A 19,990-nucleotide genomic window follows, 5' to 3' on the forward strand; every position below is an offset into this window, starting at 1 on the left:
AGAGATTACATCAAATCGTGCCTGCAGTTGATTTGGGCATCAGTTCCTCCACAGGGAAGTGTGTCGCCGGCCGAATTCGCAGGGGACAATTTATGCGCTGATGCTGCAGGGCACGCTGAGGAAGCCGCGGAAGCGCACCCGCCCGCCGCGCACCGGCTCGCCGTCGAGCGCGTAGTTCGGGAAGCGTTTGAGGAACCGCGAGATCGCGATGGCGCCTTCGAGGCGCGCCAGCGCCATGCCGGCGCATTGATGCGCGCCGGTGCCGAAGGCGAGGTGGCGGTTCGGCGTGCGCGCGACGTCGAAAGCTTCGGGGTTGGGGAATTGCGCGGGGTCGCGGTTGGCCGCGCCGATGCAGAGCGTGACCAGCGTGCCCGCCGGCAGCTTGATGCCGCCGAGCTCGGTCTCTTCCACGATCATGCGGTTGCCGAGCTGGTTCGAGCTTTCGTAGCGCAGCATCTCCTCGACCGCGGTCTTGATCAGCTCGGGTTGCGCGATCAGCCGTTGCTTCTGATCCGGATTTTGGCTGAGCGTCACCAGCCCGTTGCCGATCAGATTGGTCGTGGTTTCGTGGCCGGCGTTGAGCAGGAAGATGCAGTTGTGCAGCAATTCCTTCGCGGTCAGCCGCTCGCCATTGTCCTCACCCTGGATCAGCCTTGTCAGCACGTCGCGTTCGGGATTGCCCGGCTTCTTGCGGCGGCGTTCAACCAGCGTTTCGAGATAGGCGAGGAAATCCTTCACCGCATTGTTGCCGCGATCGAACGCCTCCTTGCCGATCACCGGCTCCAGCGCGCCCAGGATCGCCAGCGACCAGTCACGCAGCGGCTTGCGTTCGTCGTGCGGCACGTCGAGCAGATTGCCGATCACCTCGACCGGAATGGCCGAGGCGAAGTCGCCGATCAGCTCGAAGCGGTCGCGGGTCTCGATCCGGTCGAGCAGGCTGTCGACCAGCGCGATCAGGTCAGGCTCCATGCCGGCGATCGCCCGCGGCGACAATGCGCCCATGATCAGCCGCCGCACGCGGGTATGCGCCGGCGGATCGTTGAAGACGAGGCTGGTCGTGTGATGCTCGTAGAGCAGCGAGTTGCCGTATTTCGGCAAGAACTCCTTCTTCTTGTCGGAAGAGAATGCCTTGGTGTTCTTGTAGGCGGCGATGAGGTCGTCGTAGCGGGTGAGAAAATAGCAGCCGTTCGGCAGCCGCTTGACCGGCGCGCTCTCGCGCAACGCGCGATAGGTCGGGTAGGGGTCGGCATAGAACTCCGGCGTCAGCTTCTCGAGGTCGAAGCCGTCAGCCAGCTCGCGCGCGTGTCCGTTCATGGCGCATCCAACCCAATTAGTTTCATTTGCAACTAACGTAAGCCGCGGGCGGCGGCCGCGCAACACAATTTGCTGGGGCCGGGAACAGCGCGGCGGGGCGTCGCGTGGTGCGAGCAAATCGCAGAGCCATATGCGGTTTTGCGCTTTGATGAAGCGCGCGCGCCCCTCTACAGTCGCGATCAAACAACAAGACCGGAAACGCCAATGCATGCCCGTGCCGACACTGCGGCCTCCTGGCCCGAGGAGATCTTCTCGATATTGCAGCGCTTCGAGGTGCGTCAGGTGCCCTACGTGCCCGACGCCGGCCATTCAGAGCTGATCGAGCGGGTGCTGGGGTCGTCCTCGATGCGCGGCATCGCGCTGACCACCGAGGAAGAGGGCGTGGCGCTGCTCGCGGGCGCCTGGGCCGGCGGCCAGCGCGGCGTGCTGCTGATGCAGTCGAGCGGGGTCGGCAATTGCATCAACATGCTGTCGCTGGTGCAGATCTTCCGCCTGCCGTTCCTGACGCTGGTGACGATGCGCGGCGAATGGGGCGAGTTCAATCCCTGGCAGGTGCCGATGGGCTCGAACACGCAAGGGATACTCGAACTGTCCGGGATCAAGGTGCTGCGCGCCTCGCACCCTGAAGAAGTCCGCGAAGTCGTCGAGGCCGGCGCAGCGCAGGCCTTTAACGCCTGCACGCCCACCGCCGTCCTGCTGTCGCAGCGCCTGATCGGGGCAAAGGTCTTCACCAAATGAGCAAAGCCAATCTCCTCGACCGCCGTGCCGTCGTTTCCGAACTGCTGAAAGATCGCAAGGGCGCGTTCGCCGTCGGCGGCCTCGGCGCCTCGACCTATGACATCGCCGCTGCCGGCGACCACGACCGCAACTTTTATCTCTGGGGTGGCATGGGCGGCGCCGTGATGATCGGGCTAGGCCTCGCGCTGGCCCAGCCGACGCTGCCGATCGTCGTGATCACCGGCGACGGCGAGATGCTGATGGGGATGGGAAGCCTCGCCACCGTCGGCCTGCAGCAGCCGAAAAATCTCTCGATCATCGTGCTGGACAATGAGGCTTACGGCGAGACCGGCGGCCAGGCCAGCCATACCGGCGGAACCGCCGACCTCGTGGGTGTTGCCAAAGCCTGCGGAATCGGGGATAGCCGGGCGATCAGCACGATGGCTGAGGTCGAGGCTTTTGTCTCGTCTTTGCAAGACGTTACGGCGGGGCCGCGGTTCGCCAGCGCGAAGATCGACGGGGCCAATCTGGAGCGCGTGCTGTCCAGCCGCGACGGCACCTACCTCGTGAACCGCATCAGAGGGTCGATCGGCCACACTCCTATTTAAAGTGGCTTTCGCGGTGCAATAGAACCTTGACTTTTGGTAAAGTGAGTGATTACTCACGACCCAAATGTCTACCTTACGCATGACGAGTGACTTGCGGCGTCAGTTGATCCTGAGCGCCGCCAAGCGGTGTTTCGCCCGCAGCGGCTTTGCCGGCACCACGACAAAGAGCGTGGCGGCCGCGGCTGCCATTTCGGAAGGGCTGCTGTTCAAGCACTTCCCGTCCAAGGCGGCGCTCTATGCCGAGATCCTTGCCGAGGAGTGCGAGGCGGATCCCGATCTCGCGCATCTGCTCGGCCAGGAGCCCTCGACCGCGACCCTGGTCGAGCTGGTGCAAGGCATGGTCGATCACTTCATGCAGTTGCGTGATGCGCCGGACCAGGAAGAGACGCAGCGGATGCGGCTGATGGTGACGAGCCATCTCGACGACGGCGAGTTTGCGCGGCTGCTCTACGACAAGGTCGGCAAGCTGATCGGCCCGACCTTCGCCGCCTCGCTCGAGCGGGCGATCGCCGCCGGCGAGGCCACGAAGATCGGCGACGAGCCGCTCAACCTATTCTGGTTTGCGCACCATACCGTGCTGATGGGTGCGCTGACCCAGCTGCCTGCGACACCATGTCTCCCCTACGGCGATGCCGCTGCGGCCGAGCGGCAGCTTTGCCAATTCATCCTTCGCGGCATCGGACTTACCGAAGCCGCAATTTCAACTCATTTGGGCCGCCAGCCGTCGCCGATCGCAGGACCGTCGGTAACTGCAGAAAGTGCATGACATGAATATTCAGACCGAAAGCCACATCTCGGGGCAACCGATCAAGGAGAAGCAAGCCAAGCGTCCCGTCCGCATGGTGCGCTGGTTCATCATCGTAGGCCTGTTGCTGGCCCTGCTCGTCGGTGCGCTGGTCGGCTTCAACGCCTTCCGCAGCCACATGATCGCGCAGTTCTTTGCCAACAATAAGCCGCCGCCGGCGAACGTGTCGGCCGTCGAGGCGAAGACTGAGGTGATTCCGAACCTGCTGACCGCTGTCGGCGATCTCGTCGCCGTGCACCAGGTCAACGTCACGACCGACGTGCCGGGCCGCATCACCGAGATCCAGTTCACCGCCGGCAGCCACGTAAAGGCCGGTACGCCGCTGGTGCAGTTGTTCGACGCACCGGAGCAGGGCGACCTCGCCAACTACAAGGCGCAGGCGACCGTGGGCGAGCTGCAGCTCGACCGCGCCAAGCAACTCGCGTCGCGCCAGTTCGGTCCGCAGTCGACCGTCGATACGGCGCAGGCGGCTTACGACCAGGCCAAGGCGGGCATTGCCAAGACCGAAGCGCTGATCTCGCAGAAGCTGGTGCGCGCACCGTTCGAAGGCGATCTCGGCGTGCGCCAGGTCGAAGTCGGCCAGTATCTGACGGCCGGCACGCAGATCGTGTCGCTGACCGATCTGTCGGTGCTGTACGCCAACCTGACCGTCACCGAGAAGCAGAGCTCTCAGATCAAGGTCGGCCAGGCCGTACGGGTCTCGGTCGACGCCTATCCGGGCCGCACCTTCGAGGGCAAGATCACGACCATCGAGCCGCAGATCGCGACCGACACCCGCAACATCCGGGTGCAGGCCACGATCCAGAATCCGGACAGCATCCTCAAGCCCGGCATGTTCGCGACCACCACAATCGTGCTGCCCGGGAAGCCGCCGGTCGTGACCATTCCCGAAACCGCGGTCGACTACACGCTGTACGGCGACTCGGTGTTCCTGATCACCGAGAAGAAGGGCGACGACGGCAAGACCACCCTGACCGCGGACCGCACCTTCGTGAAGACCGGCAACCGCGTCGAGGGCCGTGTCGAGATCCTCAAGGGTCTGAAGGCGGGGGACAAGGTCGTCGCAGTCGGCCAGATCAAGCTGCAGTCGGGCATGCCGGTTGCGATCTCGACCGATCCGCCGCCGCCGGTTCCGGCCGAACCGCCGCGCTACTGATCTTCATTCATCGAACTCGGAGGGCCATCGGCCCTCCGCCACATCTTGCCGCAAGCCGGCAGAACACGAATCGAGTTGGCGATGGCCTTCACTGATATTTTCATCAAGCGCCCGGTGCTGTCGGTCGTCGTCAGTCTGCTGATCCTGCTGATCGGCCTGCGCGCGGCGATGGTTTTGCCGATCCGGCAATATCCGAATCTTTCGAACACCGTCGTGACGATCACCACGTCATATCCCGGTGCGTCGCCCGAGCTAATCAACGGCTTCATCACTACGCCGATCGAGCAGGCCGTCGCGTCGGCCGAAGGCGTCGACTACATGACGTCGAACTCGGTGCTCGGCACCTCGACGATTCAGGTCTACGTCAAGCTCAATCACGATCCGAACCAAGCGCTCACCGAGGTGCTCGCCAAGGTCAACTCGGTCAAATACCTGATCCCGAAGGAAGCCTTCGATCCCGTCGTGACCAAGGCGACCGGTGACACCATCGCCGTGATGTATCTCGGCTTCTCCAGCGAGGAGCTGACCGGATCGTCGATCTCCGACTATCTGACCCGCGTCGTGCAGCCGGTGCTCTCGACGGTCGATGGCGTCGCCTCGGCCGACATCCTCGGCGGCCAGACCTTCGCGATGCGCGTCTGGCTCGATCCGACCCGCATGGCCGGACGCGGCGTATCGCCCAACGACGTCGCCGCCGCGATCGCCGCCAACAACTTCCAGGCGGCCGCCGGCCAGACCAAGGGCTTCTTCATCGTCTCCAACGTCTCGGCCAATACCGACCTTCAGAACATCGACCAGTTCAAGCGGATGATCGTGAAGGCGAAGGACGGCGGCTTCGTGCGCATCGAGGACATCGCGACGGTGGAGCTCGCGGCGCAGAGCACGGACGCCAGCGTCGCCTTCAACGGCGAGCATGCGATCTTCATCGGCATCAAGGCGACGCCGCAGGGCAACCCGCTGACCCTGGTGAAGGGCGTGCGCGCGCTGTTCCCCGACCTCGAGCGCAACCTGCCGCCGTCGATGAAGATGAAGGTGGCCTACGATTCCACCAAGTTCATTCAATCGTCGATCGATGAGGTCGAGAAGACGCTCACCGAAGCGGTCCTGATCGTCGTCGTCGTTATCTTCCTGTTCCTGGCCTCGCTGCGGTCGGTGATCATTCCCGTCGTCACCATCCCGCTGTCGCTGATCGGCGTCTGCATCCTGATGCTGGCCGCCGGCTTCAGCTTCAACCTGCTGACGCTGCTGGCGATGGTGCTGGCGATCGGCCTCGTGGTCGACGACGCGATCGTGGTCGTGGAGAACATCCATCGACATCTCGAGGAGGGCCTGCCACCGGTGCAGGCATCGCTAAAGGGTGCCCGCGAGATCGTCGGTCCCGTCATCTCCATGACGATCACGCTGGCGGCGGTGTACGCGCCGATCGGCTTCCTCGGCGGCGTGACCGGCACGCTGTTCCGCGAATTCGCCTTCACGCTGGCGGGCTCGGTGATCGTGTCGGGCGTGATCGCGCTGTCGCTGTCGCCGATGATGTGCTCGGTGTTCCTCAAGAGCGCGGAGGAGGGGCGTTTCGCCAAGGTGGTCAATCGCGTGTTCGGCGCGTTGACGCGGGCCTATGGCCGTCAGCTCGACCGTTCGCTCGACTACCGCCCGATCACGGCGCTGTTCGCCGTGACCATCCTCGGTCTGGTCGGCTTCCTCTATATGCACATCCAGAAGGAGCTGGCGCCGCAGGAGGACCAGGGCATCGTGTTTGCGGTGACCAAGGCGCCGAAATACGCCAACATCGACTACATCGATTTCTACGGCGACAAGATGGACAAGGAGTTCCAGAAGTTTCCCGAGACCGATCTGCGGTTCATCCTGAACGGCATCACCGGTCCGCAGGGCGGCTTCGCGGGCATGCTGCTCAAGCCGTGGGATGAGCGCAAGCGCAGCGCGCAGGCGCTGCAGCCGCTGGTTCAGGCCGAGCTGTCCAAGATCGAGGGCATCAGTGCGTTCGCGTTCAGCCTGCCGCCGCTGCCTGGCGGCCCCGGTGGTCTGCCGGTTCAGATGGTGATCTCTTCGACGGCCGGATTCCAGCAGGTGTTCGACCAGATGAGCAAGTTGAAGGATGCGGCGCGCAAGAGCGGCCTGTTCATCGTCACCGACAGCGACCTCGACTTCAACCAACCGGTGGTCCGGGTGAAGGTCGACCGCTCCAAGGCGAGCGACCTCGGCATCACCATGCAGTCGATCGGTGGCGCCCTGGCGACGCTGCTCGGCGGCAACTATGTCAATCGCTTCAATCTGGAAGGACGCTCCTACCAGGTGATTCCGCAGGTGCCGCGCGCCAGCCGGCTCGCGCCTGAGGCGTTCAACGATTACTACGTCCCGACCGCGACCGGGCAGCTGGTGCGGCTGTCCACCGTGGTTTCGGTCGAGACCGGCGTCGATCCGAACGCGCTGACCCACTACAACCAGCTCAACTCGTCGACCTTCCAGGCGGTGCCGATGCCCGGCGTCTCGATGGGCCAGGCGGTGGAGTTCCTGCAGGGTGAAGCCAAGAAGCTGCCGTCCGGCTTCAGCTACGACTTCCTGGCCGACTCCCGGCAATACGTCCACGAAGGCAACCAGCTGCTGGTCACCTTCGCGTTCGCCATCATCATCATCTTCCTGGTGCTGGCGGCGCAGTTCGAGAGCCTGCGCGATCCGTTCGTGATCATGATCTCGGTGCCGATGGCGATCGTCGGCGCCCTCATCCCGCTGTTCTTCGGCGTCGCCACCATGAACATCTACACCCAGGTGGGCCTGCTGACGCTGGTCGGATTGATCACCAAGCACGGCATCCTGATGGTGGAGTTCGCCAACGAGTTGCAGCTCAACGAGGGACTGGACCGCCGCGCGGCGATCGAGATGGCCGCCCGGATCCGCCTGCGTCCGATCCTGATGACGACGGCGGCCATGGTCACCGGCCTGCTGCCGCTGCTCACGGCCTCGGGCGCCGGCGCTGCCAGCCGCTTCTCGATCGGGCTTGTGGTCGTCGCCGGTATGACGATCGGCACGCTGTTCACGCTATTCGTGCTGCCAATGGTCTACACGGTGATCGCGACCGACCACCAGGCCGCTGCCCATTCCGATCGCGCCAAGCAGATCGCCGACTACGAGCTCGACCGTCGCGGCGGCGCGCTGAAACCGACCTGAGCCCTCCAAGCTCATGCTCGCAGGGAAGGCGGCACTGGCGAAAGCCACTGCCGCCTTTTCTTTGTCTCGTGATAGCCTTTGCCGACGGCGGGCAGAAAATACTCGCCTCAAGGAAATCCGGAGGAAACAGGCATGGCGAGCGAGTTTGCGGCGGGCAATTACCGGTTCATTCCGGCCGTGTTCCAATATTCAAGCGGCGCGCAGGCGAACGCGGGCTATGAGATCGAACGGGTGCGCTTCGATCGCCTGCTGCCGCTCGCGGAAGGTTTTGCGCGGATCGCGGCCTACATCCGCGACGCCGGCCGGCCGCTGACCGCGTTCTGCGCCTGCGAATTGCGTTCGCCGGCCGCCTTCACCGAGGACGGCTTCCGCGCCTTCAACCAGCACTACGTCAAGACGCTCGCCGAATGGGGCCTGTTCGACGGCACCATCAATCCGGTGGCGCGCAGCAACGTCTGTCCCGAGATCGATCCGCCGGCCGAGCCGTCGTTCCATGCGTTCTCGTTCACGCGGCCGAGCACGACGACGTCGCCATCCTTCGTGATCGCCGGCGGTGCGGAGGCGCGCGGCGGCACCGCGAGCTATCCCGACCGCATCGTCTGCTATCGCGATCTCAGTCCCGGCGCGTGGCGGGAGAAGGTCCGCTTCACCGCCGGCGAGATGGAACGCCGTCTCGCCGAGTTCAGCTTCGGCTGGCAGGAGACGACGGCGGTGCAGGCCTACACCGTGCACGACATCCATCCGGTGCTCGTCGACGAGCTGGTCCGCCGCGGCGCCACCCGCTCCGGCCTGACCTGGCACTTCTGCCGCCCGCCGGTGGTCGATCTCGAATACGAGATGGATTGCCGCAGGGTGCTCAGGGAAGTGGTGATTTAGCTTCCGCCGTCATTGCGAGGAGCGAAGCGACGAAGCAATCCATAGTTCCGCATGCTCGGTGATGGTGGATTGCTTCGCTTCGCTCGCAATGACGAGAACTTGGTGTCCCGTCATCCTGAGGTGCGAGCGAAGCGAGCCTCGAAGGATGAACGGCCCGGTCGGTGGCCGTCGACCCTTCGAGACGCGCGCAAGATGCGCGCTCCTCCAGCGACAAAGGCGAGCCTTTGCGCGGGGGTGACGGAGAGAGCACAGGCGCTCGCTGTGGCACGAATCCACTACCGCGCTTTCGGATCGAGCGCGTCGCGCAGGCCGTCGCCGACCAGATTGAACGACAACACGACCAGGAAGATCGCAAGCCCAGGCCAGACTGCCATCCATGGCGCGCTGGTCAGGAAGCGTTGCGCGGCGTTGAGCATGCTGCCCCAGGACGGCGCCGGCGGCTGCTGGCCGAGGCCGAGGAACGACAGCGCGGCCTCGGCGATGATCGCGGCCGCGATCGACAGCGTCGCCTGCACCAGCAGCGCCGGCAGGATGTTGGGCAGGATGTGGACCAGCGCGATGCGCCAGCGCGGATTGCCCATGGCGCGCGCCGCCTCGACGTAGTCCTCGACCTTGACGCTCATCACCTGGCCGCGGGTCAGGCGGATGAAGATCGGGGTCGCCGAGACGCCGATCGCGATCATGGCATTGCTAAGACTCGGGCCGAGGAACGCTGCGAGTGCGATCGCCAGGATCAGGAACGGGCAGGCCAGCATCGCATCGGTGATGCGGCTGATCAGCGCGTCGATGAAACCGCCGCGATAGCCGGCGACGAGGCCGAGCGGCACGCCGACCGCAAGCGCGATGCCGACCGAGATGACGCCGGCAAGCAGCGAGGCGCGAGCGCCGAACACGACGCGGGCGAACACGTCGCGGCCGAGCTCGTCGGTGCCGAGCCAGTGCTGCGCCGACGGCGCCTTGCGTACCAGCGACCAGCTCGTCGCGACCGGATCATAGGGCACGATCAACGGCGCGAACACGGCGAGCAGGATGAAGAGCGCGATCACGGTGAGCCCGAGCACGGCACCCTTGCGCCGGATCAGCCGCCGCCAGGCGCGCCGCGCCGGGCTCTCGAGCGTTTCGGCGGCGGCAAGCGGAGCGAGGGGGCTGAGTGCAGCGTCGGTCATCCGATCAACCCCTCAGCCGCGGGTTGACGAGGATGTAGGCGATGTCGGCGATCAGGTTGAGCGTGATGTAGATCGTCGCCGTGGTCAGCACCACGCCCTGCACGACCGCATAGTCGCGGTTGAACACGGCATCGACGATCAGCTTGCCGAAGCCCGGGATCGAGAAGATCTGCTCAGTGAGCACCGCGCCCGACAGCAGCGTGCCGAGCTCGAGCGCGCCGAGCGTGATGATCGGCGTCAGCGCGTTGCGCATCGCATGCTTGAGGATCACGGTGCGCTCGGACAGGCCCTTGGCGCGCGCGGTGCGGACATAGTCGCTCTCCAGCACCTGCAGCATCGCGCTTCGCGTATGCCGCATCAGGATCGCCGCGATCGCATTGCCGAGCACGAAGGCCGGCATGACCGATGCGGCGAGGCTCGCGCGCCAGTTTTCGCTGAGCGGCACGTAGCCGGAGGCCGGCAGCCAGCCAAGTTCGACGGAGAACAGGAAGATCAGCATGATGCCGAGCCAGAAATTCGGCGTCGAGATACCCCACAGCGCGAACAAATTGGCGCCATAGTCCCACGCGGTGCCGATTTTCACCGCCGAGATGATGCCGGCGGGAATGCCGATCAGGAAGGCGACCACGATCGCCATGCCGGCGATTTGCATCGTAACCGGCAGCTTCTGCGCGATCAGGCTCGACACCGGCATCTTGTTGCGCAGTGACTCGCCGAGGTCGCCCGTGAGCACGCCCTTGACCCAATAGGCGTATTGCACCGGGATCGGTTGATCCAAATGGTATTGCTGGCGGATCTGTTCGATGACGGCCGGATCGCGCTCCTCGCCGGCCATGACGAGTGCCGGATCGCCGGGCAGCAAATGTTGCAGCGAGAAGATCAGGAGCGAGACGAAGAACAGCGTCGGGACCAGCTGAACCAGCCGCTTGGCGAGGAAGTTCAGCATTGTCGGCCCCGCGTGTCCTGCGCTGTGGCGATCATTTCAATTTCAGCCCGACCACGCGCACCAATCCGTCCGGCATCTGCCGGTAACCCGCGACTTTTGTGGAATGCGCGATCAGGAGTGTGCGGTGATAGAGATAGATGATCGGCTCGTCATTGAGCACGATCCTGGTCATCTTCTCGTAGATTGCCTTGCGCTGGGCGGGATCGTTGATCAGCCGTGCATCTTCCATCAGCTTGTCGGCTTCCGCGTTAGAATAGCCGCCATCGTTCTGCGGCGCCTTGGTGTGCAGGAAGACATAGGAATTGCCGTCGGGATCGATCCGGCCGCTCCAGTTGATCTGAAACACCTGAAATTCGCCGGCCTGGGCCTGCTTGAAAGTCGTCGCGAATTCGACCACGCGGATCTTGATGTCAAAGCCGGCTTCGGCCGCCATCGACTGCACGACCTGGGCTACGGCTTCGTTCTCGGCGCCTTTGGGGACCATGTAGTCGATGGCGACGGGCAGCGTGACACCGGCCTCCTTCAGCAGCGCCTTGGCCTTGGCAATGTCGCGTCCCCGAACCGGAAACGCCTTCTGATAGTAAGGGTGTGTCGGGCTGACCCACTGATTGCCCGGCGTGAACTCGCCGTTGAAGACGACCTGGTTGAGCGCCTCGCGGTCAATCGACAGATCGAGCGCCTGGCGCACCTTTTCCGACTGGCTGAGCGGCCCCTTGCTCTTGTCGTTGCCGATGTTGATGGTGAGGCCGAGATAGCCGAGTTCAGGTGCGGTCGACAGCACGAGCCGCTTGTCACTTCGGACGTCCTTGATATCGGTGGCAAGCACGCGCTCGATCAGATCGAGCCCGCCGGATTTCAGATTGGCGAGCCGCACCGTGGCATCGACGATAGGAAGGAACACGATGCGATCGATGAAGACGTTGTCCTTGTTCCAGTAATCCCCGAATTTCTCGAACACCATGCGGTCCTGCTGCACGCGTTCGACGAACTTGTAGGGTCCGGCGCAGACTGGATGCAGTCCGAATTTGTCACCCGCTTCCTTCACCGCCTTCGGCGAAACCATCATGCCGGCGCGGTCGGTCAACTGGGCGATCAGCGGCGAGTAGGGCGTCTTGAGCACCAGCTTGATGGTCAGGGGATCAACGACGTCGACGTGGTCGAGCGCAGCCAATTCCGGTTTGCGAAACGAGGTCGGCAGTGTCAGATGGCGCTCCAGCGAGAATTTGGCGGCTTCGGCGTCGAACGGCTCACCGTCGTGGAACTTGACGCCCGGCCGGAGCTTGATCGTCATCTCCTTGCCGTCGGCCGAGTTCTCGTAGGACAGCGCGAGCTGCGGAACGATGTTCAGCTTCTCGTCAATGTCAAACAGCTTGTCGCAGAAGGCTGAAAAGACGATGCGGCCGACATAGGTGCGTCCGATTGAAGGATCGAGGATGTCGGGGTCCTCGGCGAGCCCGATGCGAAGTGTCGTCTCGGCACGCGCACTCGTTCCGCACCAGGTCACGAGGGCCGCCATCAGGACTGCCAAGCGCCAAAATCTCATCGCCAACCCCTTATTCCCTACGCCTCTGTTCCCTGTGAAATAACCCCGGGCTGCGCCGAGGCTTCCGCCGCATTGAACGCCGCCACCAGCTTTTCCAGTGTCGGCGAGAACCCGCCATCGGAGGGCACGATCGCCTCCGCGCCGGGCAGCTCGCCCGTCCGGTGACAGGCCGATGCATAACCGGTGCCATCTTCGCGCAACTGCGGCACTTCACTGCGGCAGCGCGCGATCACATAGGGACAGCGGGTATGGAAGCGGCAGCCGGAGGGCGGATTGAGCGCGCTCGGCAGTTCGCCCTCCAGCACGATGCGGCTGCGCTTCGCACGCGGCTTCGGCACCGGGATCGCCGACAGCAGCGCGCGGCTATAGGGATGGCGCGGCGCGGCGAACAGCGCTTGGGCATCCGCGGTCTCGACGATGGTGCCGAGATTCATCACGGCGACGCGATCGGCGATGTGCTTCACTACGGCGAGATCGTGCGAGACGAAGATGTAGGCGAGCTTCAGGCGATCCTGCAGGTCGCGCAGCAAATTCAGGATCTGGGAACGGATCGAGACGTCGAGCGCCGACACCGGCTCGTCGCAGATGATCAGCTTCGGCTCGACCGCGAGCGCGCGGGCAATCGCGATGCGCTGGCGCTGGCCGCCGGAGAATTCATGTGGATAGCGCCGCGCGAACCGCGGCTCGAGCCCGACCAGGCGCAACAGCTGCTCGACCCGCTCGCGGCGGTCCGCGGCCGGGACGAGATTGTGCAGTGCCAGCGGCTCGGTCAGGATCTGGCTCACCGTCATGCGCGGGTTGAGCGAGGCGTAGGGGTCCTGGAAGATCAGCTGCGCGTCGCGGCGGAAGGCGCGGAGCTGCTCGGCATTGAGCGTGCCGAGGTCGCGGCCTTCGAAGCGGATCCGTCCGGCATCCGGCTCGATCAGCCGCAGCACCAGCCGGCTGACGGTGGATTTGCCGCAGCCGGATTCGCCAACCAGCGCCAGCGTCTTGCCGGCCTCGACCGTGAAGCTGACGCCGTCGACCGCCTTCACATGGGCGGTCGCCCGGCCGAACAGCGAGCGTTCGGCGACGAAATGCTTGACCAGCCCTTCGACCTCGAGCAGCGCGGTCATGACACCAGCCGCTCCAGCGGCGCGCGGAGACAGCGCGAGGCGTGGGTTGGGCTCAGCATCGCGAGCGGCGGCGGCGCTTGGGTGCAGGCAAGTTCCACGAACGGACAGCGCGCGGCAAAGCGGCAGCCGGCGGGCGGGTTCGCCATGTTCGGCACCATGCCCTCGATGGTGGCGAGATGGCTGGTGCGGCGATCGAGCCGCGGGATCGAGCCGAGCAGGCCGACCGTGTAGGGATGCTGCGGATTGGCGAACAGCTCGTCGACCGGCGCGCGCTCGACGATCTCGCCGGCATACATCACCGCGACCTCGTCGCAGACTTCGGCGACGACGCCGAGATCGTGGGTGATCAGGATGATCGCGGCGCCGCTCGCGGCCTTCAGCTCCCGCATCAGATCGAGGATCTGGGCCTGCAAGGTGACGTCGAGCGCGGTGGTCGGCTCGTCGGCGATCAGAAGCTGCGGATCGCAGGCCAGCGCCATCGCGATCATCACGCGCTGGCGCATGCCGCCGGACAGCTTGTGCGGAAACTCGTCGACGCGTTTCTCGGGCGAGGGAATATGCACGCGGCGCAGCAGCTCGATGGTGCGTTCGCGCACCGCGCGGCGGGAGCCGCCGCGGTGGCGCAGAATCGTCTCCGTGATCTGGTCGCCGATGGTGAAGCTCGGGTTGAGCGAGGTCATCGGCTCCTGGAAGATCATCGCGAGGCGATTGCCGCGCAGGTCGCGCAGCGTCGCATCAGGCACGTCGAGCAGGTCGAAGCCGTCGAAGCGGATCGTGCCGGAGACCGCGGCGGATTGCTTCGGCAACAGCCCCATGATCGCGAGCGAGGTCACGCTCTTGCCGCAGCCGGACTCGCCGACCAGGCCGAGCGTGGCGCCCCTGGCGACGGAGAGATCGACGCTGTCGACGGCATGCGTGGTGCGGCCGTCATCGCCCTGGAAAGTGACGCGCAGGCCTTCGATCTCGATCAGCGGGCCAGCCGTCATTCGCGGCTCGCGCTTGCCGCTGCGACGCCGGCGTCGATGGTGGCGCGATCGCTGGTTCCGGCCGGGTTGTCGCGGGTCGGCATGAAGCTCCGGAATGGCACCCAGTGCTCTCGGCTGACGGCCTCCAGCCGCTCAAGCTCGCGCAGGGGATCGGCGTGGTCGTCGACGCGCAGGTCGAGCAATGGCCATTCCTCCGCGCCGTGGATCAGAAGAGCCGCCGATTGCTTGCCGCGCTTGTCCCCGCCGGCCGCTTCGCCGGCGAACATCGCCTTGATCAGCCGCTCCGCGAACGGCAGCTTCTCGTTCTCGGCATAAACGCGCGCGGTCTCGTCGAGCACCGCGGGGCCGGCCAGCATGTTGCCGGCGATCGAGAACCCGTCGCCGGCGATATGGCCGAACCAGTCGATGCAGTCCTTGCCGGAATGCGCCGCGATGCGGCCCCTGACGTCCATGACATGGAGCTGCCGGCTTTCGCGGCCGCTGTCGGGCGCAATCAGCGCCGCGATCACCTCATGCGGGCTGTCGCCGCTGCGTAACAGCGCGAGGCCGTCGATGCCGTAATAAGGATTGACCAGCGCCTGCGTCGCCACCGCGCCGATTGCGGGTGCGATGTGCGGCACCAGCGCGCCGACCGCGAAGAACCGCGTCGCGACGGCGATGCCGAGCTGGCCATTGGCGCTGTCACGGGCGATGATCGACCAGGTCATCTCAAACCTTCGTGTCTAGCGGCCTGCGGCGTAACCCTGCATACCGCGCGGATTGGCGGCGGCGCGGCGGCGGGCACCGACCTTCGAGGCCGCGGTGAGGCGGCCTTCCGACCAATCGGGACCAATCTCGACCACATGGCCGCGGCGTTTCAATTCGTCGATGGTCGATTTCGGCACGCGGTTTTCCAGCACCAGGACGCCGGGCCGCGAGGTGCGCGGCCAGAACGAGATCGGGAAATGCTCGGAGTGCCAGGCCGGCGCGTCGATCGCCTCCTGCAGATTGAGCCTGGCGTGGACATGGCGCAGGAAGAACTGCGTGATCCACTGGTCCTGCTGATCGCCGCCCGGCGAGCCCCAGGAGAGATACGGTTCGCCGTCGCGCAGCGCCATGGTCGGCGAGAGTGTGGTGCGCGGCCGCTTGCCCGGCGCGAGCGAAGCAGGGTGGTTCTCCTCGAGCCAGAACATCTGGGCGCGGCTGCCGAGGCAGAAACCGATCTCGGGAATCACCGGCGAGGACTGCAGCCAGCCGCCGGACGGCGTCGCCGAGATCATGTTGCCGGCCGTGTCGATGATGTCGAAATGCACGGTGTCGCCACGCACCTCGCCGAACCGGCCGACGGTCGGCTCGCCCGCACCCATGGCGCCGACCGCTTCGCGATGCCCTTCGGCGTGTCGCAACTTCACGACGCCGCCGAAGCCCTCGACCGAGCCGGGGCGGAAGTCGAGCGACGCCTTGTCTTTCGAGATCAGCTTGCGCCGTTCGTTGTTATAGGCATCGGACAGCAGCGTTTCGATCGGGATCTCGGTGAATTTCGGATCGCCGTAGAACGTCTCGCGATCGGCATAGGCGAGCTTGGCGGCTTCGATCTGCAGATGGATGAAGTCGGGGCCCGCGGGATCGAGCCCGTCGAGCTCGAAACCCTTCAGCAGCGCGAGCTGCTGCAGCATCACCGGACCCTGGCTCCAGACCCCGGCCTTCTGCACGGTGTAACGGCCGTAATCGTAGGTAAGCGGCGCCTCGATGCTCGGTTGCCAGCGCGCCATGTCGTCGGCCGACAGCACGCCGCGATGCGGCGAGCCGGAGACGTCCATCACCTCCTGGGTGCGGCAGAACTTGTCGATCGCCTCGGCGACGAAGCCCTTCGACCAGGCCTGCCGCGCGCGCTCGATCTGCGCCACGCGATCGCCGCCGGCGCTCTCCGCCTCGCTCAGGATGCGTGCGTAGGTCTCCGCGAGCTTCCTGTTGGTGAAGATGGTGCCGGGCTTCGGCACCTCGCCGCCAGGCAAATAGACGTCGGCCGATGTGGTCCAGTATTTCCGGAACAGCTGCTCGACGGTCTTGATGGTGGCCGACGCACGCTCGACCAGCGGATAGCCGTCGCGTGCGTAGGCGATCGCGGGCTCCAGCACGTCGCGCAGCTTCATGGTGCCGTAGTCGCGCAGCAGCAGCATCCAGGATTCGAATGTGCCGGGCACGCAGGCCGCAAGCAGGCCGGTGCCGGGCACCATCTCGAGACCCTCGCTGCGATAATGCGCGATGGTTGCCTTCGCCGGCGCCGGGCCCTGGCCGCAGATCACCTCGCTCTTGCCGCGCTTGACGTCGTGCACGATGATCGGCACGTCGCCGCCGGGGCCGTTCAGGTGCGGCTCGACCACCTGTAGCGTGAAGGCGGTGGCTACTCCGGCGTCAAAGGCGTTGCCGCCTTTCTCCAGCGTTGCCATGCCGACCGCGGTGGCGATCCAGTGCGTCGAAGTGACGACGCCGAAGGTGCCTTCGATCTCGGGCCGGGTTGTGAACGGATCGGGGTTGATGTTGCTCATGGCGATTGACCGTTCGTCGGTTTGTTGTTGGGCCTCTTTGGCGGCCGCACTTGATCACAGGCCGGCTGGTATGCCAACCGCTTGGTGCACATGGCCGCTCCCATCCTCGTGATCATGCCGGAACGACGGCGGGACTGTTGACGGCATGGCAGGCGACGCCGTCGATCAGTTCCGGCGTCTTCTGGCGGCAGAGATCGAAGGCGAGGGGACAGCGTGGGTTGAACGAGCAGCCCGGCGGCGGATCGATCGGGTTGGGAATTTCGCCCTTCACCGGAATACGCTGCCGGCCGGACATCGCAAGATCCGGAACCGCGCCGAGCAGCATCTTCGTGTAGGGCATCCGCGGGTTCTCGAACAATTCTCGCCCTTCGGCGATCTCGACGATGCGGCCGAGATACATCACGCCGATCCGGCTCGCCATGTGGCGGACCACCGCGAGATTGTGGCTGATGAAGAGATAGGTGAGGCCGAACTTGTCCTGCAGGTCGCGCATCAGGTTGAGGATCTGCGCCTGCACGGAGACGTCGAGCGCCGAGGTCGGCTCATCGCAGACGATGAACTCGGCCTCGGATGCCAGCGCGCGGGCGATCGCGATGCGCTGGCGCTGGCCGCCGGAAAATTCGTGCGGGAATTTTTGGCCGTCGTCGGGGTGCAGGCCGACCAGCGAGAGCAATTCGCCGACCCGGGCCTTGATGTCGCGCTCGCCCTGGATCAGGTCGAAGGCGCGGATCGGCTCGGCGACGATGGCGGCGACCCGGTAGCGCGGATTGAGGCTCGCATAGGGATCCTGGAAAACCATCTGGATGCGCCGGCGCAGCCGGCGGCGCGCCTGGCCCTGCCGCGGATCGGTCATCGAGACCCCGTCGATGACGACCTCGCCCGAACTCGGCGGCAGCAGGCCGACCACCATGCGCGCGACCGTGGTCTTGCCGGAACCGGATTCGCCGACCAGCGCGAAGGTCTCGCCGCGCTTGATGTCGAAGGAGACGCCGTCGACGGCTTTCAGGAATTCGAGATGGCCGCCCTCGATCACGCGGTTGAGCCACGGCTTGGAGACGTCGAAGACGCGGCGCAGGTTCCTGACCTCGATCAATGTTCCGCTCATGCCGCCGTCTCCTTCGCCGGCTCGAACAGATGACAGGCAACGAACTGCGTGCCCTGTCGGATCGGCTCGGGGCGTTCGACGTGGCAGCGATCGAAGGCAAACGCGCAGCGCGGATTGAACGGGCAGCCCGGCGGAATCGCCGACAGCCGCGGCATCGAGCCGGGGATTTGCACCAGGCGCTTGTCCTCGCCGGCAAGCGTCGGGATCGCACCCATCAGGCCCCTGGCGTAGGGATGCAGCGGATTACGCACCACCTCCTGCACCGGGCCGATCTCGGCGATGCGGCCGGAATACATCACCGCAACGCGGTCACAGGTCTCGGCGATCACGCCCATGTCGTGGGTCACCAGCATCACCGCGGTGCCGTGGTCGCGGCCGAGGCGCTTGATCAGCGCGATGATCTGCGCCTGCACGGAGACGTCGAGCGCGGTGGTCGGCTCGTCGGCGATGATCAGTTCGGGCTCGGCGCAGATCGCAAGCGCGATGACGACGCGCTGGCGCATGCCGCCGGAGAATTCGTGCGGGTAGCCGTCGATGCGCTTCTCCGGCGCTGGAATGCCCACTTCGGCCAACAGATCGATGGCGCGCCTGCGCGCGGCGCTCTCGCTCAGATTGCTGTGGGTGCGAATGGTCTCGATGATCTGGTCGCCGATCCGGTAGAGCGGATTGAGGCTGGTCAGCGGATCCTGGAAGATCATGCCGATCCGCCTGCCCCTGATGCGGCGGATCTCCTCCGGCGGCAGATGGTCGATCCGCGTGCCCGAGAGCTCGATCTCGCCGCCAGAAATCCGCCCGGGCGGATCGATCAGCCCGATCACGGCAAGGCCGGTGACCGATTTGCCGGCGCCGGACTCGCCGACCACGCCGAGCACCTCGCCCTTGGCGATGTCGAATGACACGCCGTTGATGGCGCGCAAGGTCGCACGGCGGGTGACGAATTCCACCTCGAGATTGCGCACGGAAAGAACAGGCTTGGTCATCGGAGCTTCGGATTGAGGGCGTCGCGCAGCCAGTCGCCGAGCAGGTTGATGGAGAGGATCAGGCCGGCCAGCGCAATGCCGGGGAAGGCGACGATCCACCATTCGCCGGCGAACAGATAGTTGTTGCCGATCCGGATCAGGGTGCCGAGCGAGGGCATGGTGTCGGGCATGCCGGCGCCAAGGAACGACAGCGTCGCCTCGGTGATGATCGCGAGCGCGAGGTTGATGGTGGCGATGACGAGGATCGGGCCCATCGTGTTGGGCAGCACGTGCCGCAGCATGATCTTCGGCGCCGGCAGGCCGATCAGCTGCGCCGCGGCCACGTAATCCTTGTTCTTCTCGACCATCACCGAACCGCGCACGGTGCGGGCATATTGCACCCAGAAACTGAGGCCGATCGCGATGATCAGGACGCCGAGCGTGCTCATCTCGTCGAGCCGGCTGCCGAGCACCGATTTGGCGACGCCGTTGACCAGCAGCGCGATCAGGATCGCGGGGAAGGTGAGCTGTACGTCGGCGATCCGCATGATCATGGTGTCCACCACGCCGCCGAAATAACCTGCGATCAGCCCGAGGGCGATGCCGAGCGCGCCGGCAAAGACCACGCCGGCCAGGCCGACCGCAAGCGAGATGCGCAGGCCGTAGAGGATCGCCGAGAGCACGTCACGGCCCTGCTCGTCGGTGCCGAGCAGGAACGGGCTCTGGCCGTCGGCGGTCCACAGCGGCGCGATCCGCGAGTTGATCAGCTGCAGCTGTGCCGGGTCGAACGGGTTCTGCACCGCGAGCCATGATGCGAAGATTGCGAGCAGAAAGAACAGCAGCGTAATGACGGCGGCGACCATCGTCAGCCTGGAGCGACGGAACGAATAGAAGATGTCGCTGTCGAGCGCGCGCCTGAACCAGCCGGCAGGGGCCTGGTGGCCTTGGGAACGATGGGGGACGACGGCATCGGACATCGGTCA

The 19,990-nt window shown here is 65.3% G+C and carries 17 protein-coding genes; 6 read left to right on the forward strand and 11 right to left on the reverse strand.

Annotated features, from left to right (window positions below):
* Positions 1-90: 90 nt before the first annotated feature.
* Positions 91-1,314 (reverse strand): cytochrome P450, encoded by a 1,224-nt coding sequence (locus tag ACVMDN_RS08940; protein WP_456835321.1) that lies wholly within the window; start codon positions 1,312-1,314, stop codon positions 91-93.
* A gap of 204 nt (positions 1,315-1,518) precedes the next feature.
* Between ACVMDN_RS08940 and ACVMDN_RS08945 the strand changes: the two genes are divergently transcribed.
* The 6 genes from ACVMDN_RS08945 to cnbZ all read left to right on the forward strand — a co-directional run bounded on the left by ACVMDN_RS08945 (position 1,519) and on the right by cnbZ (position 8,659).
* A complete protein-coding gene (locus tag ACVMDN_RS08945; RefSeq protein WP_057017601.1) occupies positions 1,519-2,052 on the forward strand; it encodes a thiamine pyrophosphate-binding protein in 534 nt (177 codons plus the stop codon).
* Positions 2,049-2,639: a thiamine pyrophosphate-dependent enzyme gene (locus ACVMDN_RS08950; protein ID WP_456835320.1), complete on the forward strand. Its 591-nt coding sequence runs from the start codon at positions 2,049-2,051 to the stop codon at positions 2,637-2,639. The genes ACVMDN_RS08945 and ACVMDN_RS08950 overlap by 4 nt, the downstream gene beginning before the upstream one ends.
* A 64-nt stretch (positions 2,640-2,703) precedes the next feature.
* On the forward strand, positions 2,704-3,405 hold the full coding sequence (locus tag ACVMDN_RS08955) for a TetR/AcrR family transcriptional regulator (RefSeq protein ID WP_076827113.1): 702 nt from the start codon (positions 2,704-2,706) through the stop codon (positions 3,403-3,405).
* Between the two features lies 1 nt (position 3,406).
* Positions 3,407-4,600 carry an efflux RND transporter periplasmic adaptor subunit gene (locus ACVMDN_RS08960; protein ID WP_076827115.1) on the forward strand — a complete coding sequence of 398 codons (1,194 nt, stop codon included), beginning with the start codon at positions 3,407-3,409 and terminating at the stop codon, positions 4,598-4,600.
* A gap of 81 nt (positions 4,601-4,681) precedes the next feature.
* Positions 4,682-7,783 carry a multidrug efflux RND transporter permease subunit gene (locus tag ACVMDN_RS08965; RefSeq protein ID WP_456835319.1) on the forward strand — a complete coding sequence of 1,034 codons (3,102 nt, stop codon included), beginning with the start codon at positions 4,682-4,684 and terminating at the stop codon, positions 7,781-7,783.
* Between the two features lie 132 nt (positions 7,784-7,915).
* Positions 7,916-8,659, forward strand: coding sequence for a 2-amino-5-chloromuconate deaminase CnbZ (gene cnbZ, locus ACVMDN_RS08970; RefSeq protein WP_057017604.1), 744 nt, complete (start codon positions 7,916-7,918; stop codon positions 8,657-8,659).
* Positions 8,660-8,934: 275 nt separating this feature from the next.
* Here the strand turns inward: cnbZ and ACVMDN_RS08975 are convergent, their stop codons facing one another.
* From ACVMDN_RS08975 to ACVMDN_RS09020, 10 genes are all read right to left on the reverse strand, one after another.
* Positions 8,935-9,825, reverse strand: coding sequence for an ABC transporter permease (locus tag ACVMDN_RS08975; RefSeq protein WP_057017605.1), 891 nt, complete (start codon positions 9,823-9,825; stop codon positions 8,935-8,937).
* Positions 9,826-9,829: 4 nt separating this feature from the next.
* Complete coding sequence (locus ACVMDN_RS08980; protein ID WP_016842919.1) at positions 9,830-10,771, reverse strand: ABC transporter permease; 942 nt, start codon at positions 10,769-10,771, stop codon at positions 9,830-9,832.
* A gap of 31 nt (positions 10,772-10,802) precedes the next feature.
* Positions 10,803-12,314, reverse strand: coding sequence for an ABC transporter substrate-binding protein (locus tag ACVMDN_RS08985; RefSeq protein WP_253640354.1), 1,512 nt, complete (start codon positions 12,312-12,314; stop codon positions 10,803-10,805).
* Positions 12,315-12,331: 17 nt separating this feature from the next.
* Positions 12,332-13,429, reverse strand: a complete 1,098-nt coding sequence (locus tag ACVMDN_RS08990; protein ID WP_456835318.1) for an ABC transporter ATP-binding protein — start codon at positions 13,427-13,429, stop codon at positions 12,332-12,334.
* On the reverse strand, positions 13,426-14,415 hold the full coding sequence (locus tag ACVMDN_RS08995) for an ABC transporter ATP-binding protein (protein WP_456835317.1): 990 nt from the start codon (positions 14,413-14,415) through the stop codon (positions 13,426-13,428). Before ACVMDN_RS08995 ends, ACVMDN_RS08990 begins: the two co-directional genes overlap by 4 nt.
* Positions 14,412-15,122: a DUF1028 domain-containing protein gene (locus ACVMDN_RS09000; protein ID WP_456835316.1), complete on the reverse strand. Its 711-nt coding sequence runs from the start codon at positions 15,120-15,122 to the stop codon at positions 14,412-14,414. The genes ACVMDN_RS08995 and ACVMDN_RS09000 overlap by 4 nt, the downstream gene beginning before the upstream one ends.
* Positions 15,123-15,137: 15 nt before the next feature.
* Positions 15,138-16,943: a gamma-glutamyltransferase family protein gene (locus ACVMDN_RS09005; protein ID WP_456835315.1), complete on the reverse strand. Its 1,806-nt coding sequence runs from the start codon at positions 16,941-16,943 to the stop codon at positions 15,138-15,140.
* A 112-nt stretch (positions 16,944-17,055) separates the two neighbouring features.
* Positions 17,056-18,048, reverse strand: a complete 993-nt coding sequence (locus tag ACVMDN_RS09010) for an ABC transporter ATP-binding protein (protein ID WP_253609667.1) — start codon at positions 18,046-18,048, stop codon at positions 17,056-17,058.
* On the reverse strand, positions 18,045-19,028 hold the full coding sequence (locus ACVMDN_RS09015) for an ABC transporter ATP-binding protein (RefSeq protein WP_141340834.1): 984 nt from the start codon (positions 19,026-19,028) through the stop codon (positions 18,045-18,047). The genes ACVMDN_RS09010 and ACVMDN_RS09015 overlap by 4 nt, the downstream gene beginning before the upstream one ends.
* Positions 19,025-19,984, reverse strand: coding sequence for an ABC transporter permease (locus tag ACVMDN_RS09020; RefSeq protein ID WP_057017612.1), 960 nt, complete (start codon positions 19,982-19,984; stop codon positions 19,025-19,027). Before ACVMDN_RS09020 ends, ACVMDN_RS09015 begins: the two co-directional genes overlap by 4 nt.
* Positions 19,985-19,990 lie beyond the last annotated feature (6 nt).

The organism is Bradyrhizobium sp. USDA 4510 (assembly GCF_054059095.1).